General features: G+C 64.9%; 4 protein-coding genes. 2 read left to right on the forward strand and 2 right to left on the reverse strand.

Annotated elements, in window-relative coordinates; translation table 11 throughout:
• The coding region (locus tag ACZ5IK_RS45160; RefSeq protein ID WP_465493355.1) for a caspase, EACC1-associated type at positions 1–2,831 on the reverse strand (2,831 nt) is incomplete at its 3' end.
• Between the two features lie 45 nt (positions 2,832–2,876).
• Positions 2,877–3,254, reverse strand: a complete 378-nt coding sequence (locus tag ACZ5IK_RS45165; protein ID WP_465493356.1) for an effector-associated constant component EACC1 — start codon at positions 3,252–3,254, stop codon at positions 2,877–2,879.
• A 327-nt stretch (positions 3,255–3,581) separates the two neighbouring features.
• Here ACZ5IK_RS45165 and ACZ5IK_RS45170 point away from each other — a divergent pair, with 327 nt between their 5' ends.
• Together ACZ5IK_RS45170 and ACZ5IK_RS45175 are read left to right on the forward strand one after the other, a co-directional pair.
• Positions 3,582–4,568: a hypothetical protein gene (locus tag ACZ5IK_RS45170; protein WP_465493357.1), complete on the forward strand. Its 987-nt coding sequence runs from the start codon at positions 3,582–3,584 to the stop codon at positions 4,566–4,568.
• 315 nt (positions 4,569–4,883) lie between these two features.
• Positions 4,884–5,190 (forward strand): transposase (locus tag ACZ5IK_RS45175; RefSeq protein ID WP_465493358.1); only part of this gene is annotated, 307 nt, incomplete at its 3' end.

Consider the following 5,190-nt stretch of genomic DNA (forward strand, 5'->3'; position numbering starts at 1 on the left):
GCTTCCTCGGGGGTGTGGGTCAGCGCCATGGACATGATCAGCGTCCGGAGCATGGTCGACTTGCCCGACTGCGGGCCGCCGACGATCACACCGTGCCCCGCGCCACCGGAGAAATCGGCCCACAGCAGGTCACGACGCTGCTCGTACGGGCGGTCGACGATGCCCATCGGCACCTGCAGCCGTCCGTTGCCGAAGAACCCGACCGGAGAAAGACCGCGGTCGTCGGTGGGGTTCAGGTTCGGCAGCAGGGTGTCGAGCGAGTTCGGTTCCTTCAGCGGCGGCAGCCACACCTCGTGCGCCGGCGGGCCCTGGCCGATCAGCCGGGACACGATCACGTCCAGCTCGGTCCGGCTGGACGCCACCATCTCAGCCACGGACACGCTGGCCGGTAACGGCTCGGAGACGTAGGCGGTCTTGAACCGCACCGGGTCGTCCGTGCCGACCCGTAGGTAGCCGGATCCGGGAATGCGGGGAAGTTCGAAGGCGTCCGGCACGCCGATCGCGGCGCGCGACTCCGCCGCCGAGAACGTCTTGAGGCCGATCCGGTACGACAGGTGCGAGTCCAGGCCTCGCAGCTTGCCTTCCTCCAGGCGCTGCGACGCGAGGAGCATGTGCATCTGCAGCGACCGGCCCAGCCGTCCGATGGCGACGAACAGGTCGATGAAGTCCGGCTTCGCGGCCAACAGCTCGGAGAACTCGTCACAGACGATGAAGAGCGCGGGCAGCGGGTCGAGGTCGGCACCGTTCTCGCGGGCCTTCTCGTACTCCCAGACGTTCTTGAAGTTACCGCCGTTCTTCAGCGCCTCCTGGCGCCGGTTCATCTCACCGGCCAGCGCGTCCTTCATGCGGTCGACCAGCGTCACGTCGTCCGCGAGGTTCGTGATGACTGCCGAGACGTGCGGGGCCTTGTCCAGCCCGGCGAAAGTCGCGCCACCCTTGAAGTCGATGAGGACGACGTTGATTGTCTCCGGGGAGTGCGTCGCTACCAGGCCTAGCACCAGAGTGCGGAGGAACTCCGACTTGCCCGAACCGGTGGCGCCGATACACAACCCGTGCGGTCCCATTCCGTCCAGGGAGGCTTCCTTGATGTCGAGCTCGACCGCCTTACCGTCTTCGCCGACGCCGAACGAGACGCGGTAGCGGTCGCGGATCGGCCTTGGCTGCCACGCCTGCTGGACGTCGAAGGTCATCGAGTCGCCCGGGATGCCGAGCAGCTCCAGCAGCGACGGGTTGGACTCCAGCGGGTCAGACACCTCGGACGGCGCACCGGTGAAGGTGCTGCTCTGCAGCTTCGCGATGATCTGTTGGAGGTCGTCTTCGGAATCCGACGGGGCCGGCAGCGCTGTCAGGAACCGTTTGCCGTTGTATAGGCCCCAGCCGACCTGGTCCGGCAAGCTAGCCGCGAGCCCGGGATCGAGCTTCGACTCGGCCGGGTCCGTGAGCACGAGTTCGATGCGTGCACGGAGCAGGCTTTCAATCTCGGCAGGGATCTCCGCCCAGTGGCGCGCTGTGATGATCACATGCACTCCCATGTGGAGGCCATTACTAGTGATCTTCCGCATGGCTGGGCGCATTGCGGGAATCTCTCCATCGAACTGCTCCCAGCCGTCGACGATCACGAAGAGATCGGCGTTGTCGCCGGGCGGCAGTTCTCCGAGTCCGCGCAGCCTGCGGAACTGGGCGAAGTCGTGCAGCTGCGCGGCCTGGAATAGCCGGTGACGCCTGGTGATCTCGGCCTCGATCTGCTCGAGGAGGAGCCGAATCCGGTCGTGGTCGAACGGGCCGAGCACCTCGCGTACGTCGTGGTAACCGCGCAATCTGTTTAACTGAGCGCCGGAGTCGAGGCAGTAGAACGCCACGTCTCCCGCGACACGGCCGGAGCGCAAGCCCTCGACGATCGTGCGGACGAGAACCGACTTCCCTGACCAGCTCTTGCCGACCACGCCGATATGCGCGTCCCGACCGGTGAGGTTCACCCGCAGCACGTCGTCGCCGTCGTTGTGCTTAGCTTGATACGCCTGGCCGATTGGGACCACCAGCTCGTCGCGCCTGGTCGCGACGGCGGAAAGCAGATCGCTTAGCTGCGGGGACTTGGCGAACTCGTCGACTATCAGTCTCCGCGACTTGACGTTGGCGATCTTGAAAGCGCCTTCGGCGCTGTTGTAGCGGCTGGGCAGCTGGGTACGCTCCGGGTTATCGCGGCGTTTGAGCTCCGCGTACACGTAGTCGTAGAGGTCGTCAGCCGTGATGATGTCGGCGTCATTCTTCGAAGCCACACCGCCGCTGAGTCCTCTGATGATCGCATCAGTGAAGATCGAAAACGGCCTTGGCTTATCGAAGGACAGCTTTTCATCCTCGTAGGCCTCATGCAGCGCGCTGGTGGCCGTCATGATGTACGTGCCCTTGCCGAGGCTGGCACCGAGTTCGACGCGGTCGTCCGACTTGGCCATCGGTAGCCGCGAGAAGACCCCGCTATAGCAGCAGTCGAGCACGACAGCCTTATTGCGTGCCGGACATTCGTGGAGGAGGCGCTCGACGACGATCGCCGGGACCGCCGTCGAGTACGGTCGGCTGGTCTCGGTGTCGTGCGTAGCGAAGAAGAGCTGGTCGTCCGCGTTCTTGATGCCGTGTCCCGAGATGTAGAGCAAAACAAGGTCGTCGTTCGAGCAATCGCCGAACAGCTTCTCCATCTCGTACTCGACCACCGACTTCCGGTTGTCGAGTACGACCGCTGCCTCGTCGAACTCGCCGATAGCGGGGTCCAGCAACAACTGTGCCAGCTGCTGTATTTCCTGGACGGGAGCGCGGAGATTCTTCAGTTCGGCATCCAAGTATCGAGACGTCGCGACGAGCAAGGCTAAGCGTCGTCCCATCGGCTACGCTTCCGAGTCGTCGTCGATTTTCTTCTCCGCCCCGCGCTTTTCGGCGAGCAGTTCGAGAGCATGGCGCTGGTCCGCCCCGGAGAGCGCGGTCAGCTTGACTTCCTCGTCACCGTCGATCCAGGTCACGGACCGCGCCTTCGACCGCTCGAGCCAAGCAATAATTACTCGATAGACGACGGTAACAGTTCCCCCGGAGACGATCAGCTCCGTGATAGATCCGCCGACACCCGACTTGGCATCCGGCGTGGTCGCATTTTTCGCGCGCCTGACGTCCACTTCTCCAAGGGACCGCAGATCTTTGTAGAGGGCGGTCGTAGCCCGGTCCAGTTCGTCTCGGTCCCCGCCTTCCACCCGCAGCACCACGTCCCTCATTGGCGCCCTCCGCCCTGTTCGCCCGATGGCAAAGACAGCCTACTTCAGGTCGCCACGCACGCGCAGACAGTAACGGGAATTGACTGGACGTGTAACCAAGGGTGACGAGGCGGGACGACTGCGCGGTACTGACCCGACCTCTGAGGCCCGTCGAAAACCGGTGCGTAGGGCTCAGCCTCACGCAGCTTGGTTATCCGCTCATCGGCATGTGCGGACCACGTGTGTCCGGAAACCCGTTTGCGCCACACTGCAACGGTCGTAGTCTGCCTTGTTCCGCGCCAGGCGGACCCGCGACCGCGGCGACCGGACCGGACCGGAGAGTGTGGAGTGGACGAACGAACGCGAGACATCGTGCTTGGCCTGACGGCGAACCCGGCTTTGCCCGATCATCTGCGTGCCCGCTTGCCCGCCAAGCCTGCGGTGCCACCGTGCGACACCGCCTGGCATGTCGACAAGGACATCGAGCGGGCCGCTGATCCGACCACCTCGCTGGATGAGGTGACCACCCTGCTGGATCACGACAACATGGCGATTCGATGGACACTCGCAGACCGGCCGGATCTGCCTCTTGAGGCCCAACAACGGCTGGCGGCCGATCACATCCCCGGTGTCCGTGCCGGTCTGGCCGCCAATCCCGTGGTGGCGGAGCCGATCCTGCGCGAGCTGGCGAACGACGCGTCCGCGGACGTACGACGCGGCGCGGCGCACAACCCGTCGGTCCCGCTGGACGTGCTCACATACCTGGCCGAGTCGACCAAAATTGGGCCGGTCGGGTTGCCCCGCGTTACAGCGGCCACCGACGACGAGCTGCGTCTTCTCGCAGCGTCACCGTCTCCACGAGTACGGATGCTGGTCGCCCAGCGCACCGCGCTTCCCTCAGACGTCTTCGAACTTCTCGTGGCAGACGACAACATCCATGTCGTCAAAGGGATCGCCCCGCACCCCGCCCTGCCCGCGAACCGGCTACGGGCACTCGCCGCACGGCACGGACCGAGCCTGTTCCGGAGGCTGGCGACGAACCCCAACTGCGACCCTGAGCTGCTGCACCACATGGCGTGCCACGCCACCGCACGGCGGGCGTACCGCGCGGTGGCCGAACACCCGAACAGCCGCGCCGAGACCCTGCTGCTGTGCCTCGGAGACGACACCGCGCGACGATGGGCCGCAGAACACCCGAACCTGCCGACCGACATCCTGATCGAACTCGTGAACAACCCGGACCTGGCCAGGCACGCGGCCGCCAACCCGGCACTACCCATCGACGTGATGGAGTCGTTGATCGCTACGAACCACGGAAATCTTCCGGACAGCTGATTCCCCGAACGCTCATCGGCATTTCCGGACGTTCGGTTGCCGTCGCCATGATCGCTCCACACGGTGGATCTGGAACATGTTCTCGCTGTGGATCGCCTGCTGTCCCCGGTCCCACGACTGGCAACGTCGTGGGACCGCGACGGTGGCAAACGACACGCGAGGCGAAATGCAAGGACGGTACGTGGTCCGCGGGACTGTATGACCGTCATGCAAGCTCGCCCGGGATCAACGTCCGCTGCTGCGGGACTGTTCCAAGATCGGTGTTTCCGGCCCGACACGCCGGGCTGAGGTCCGGCGGGATGGGCACTGTGAGTGATGACATCTGAGGTTGTGAATCCACGCAAGAGTGAGTCCAAGCCGGCGCGGGAGCTGTCGCCGGAGCAGGCCGCCGCGGCGGCGATGGTGGCCGAGGCGAAGGCTCGCGGGCTGACGCTGACCGGCCCGGACGGGTTGCTGAAACTGTTCACCAAAAACGTGCTGGAAACCGCACTCAACGAGGAAATGACCAAGCATCTCGGGCACGAGAAGAATCAGGCCGACCCGGATCGTGAATCGGCGAATGTGCGCAACGGAACCCGGCCGAAAACAGTGATCTCGGACGCTGCGGGCGAGGTCGGGATCA

The organism is Amycolatopsis sp. NPDC031561, from assembly GCF_055580625.1.

Excerpts from the sequence above, each read along its gene's own strand:
- ACZ5IK_RS45165 (WP_465493356.1), bottom strand. The coding sequence starts at position 3,254 with ATGAGGGACGTGGTGCTGCGGGTGGAAGGCGGGGACCGAGACGAACTG.